1 protein-coding gene is annotated in these 239 nt (G+C 34.7%); it reads right to left on the bottom strand.

Annotated features, from left to right (window positions below; translation table 11 throughout):
- On the bottom strand, positions 1–239 hold a 239-nt coding region (gene yidC / locus SB660_RS23565), incomplete at both ends, for a membrane protein insertase YidC (RefSeq protein ID WP_410585007.1).

Here is a 239-nt window from a genome sequence, read left to right as displayed (position 1 = left end):
ATGTCTGGTGAACCTAAGCTAAACCATAAGAACATATGTGATTTCACATCGGCAGAATATAAAATTGAGAAGTAAAGACCCATAATGATTGGCATTTGAATTAACATTGGTAAACAACCCATATTTAACGGATTGACACCATGTTTTTGGTACAATGCCATCATCTCTTGCTGATATTGCATTTGTTCTTCTTTTGTCTTTGCTTCCTTCATTTTTTTCTGAACAGCTTCCATTTCAGG

Origin of the sequence: Bacillus sp. SIMBA_005 (assembly GCF_046535585.1) — a bacterium.
GTDB classification, from domain to species: domain Bacteria; phylum Bacillota; class Bacilli; order Bacillales; family Bacillaceae; genus Bacillus; species Bacillus pumilus.
Note: the sequence above shows the minus strand (reverse complement) of the source record. Positions and strands in the feature narration are given on the sequence as shown.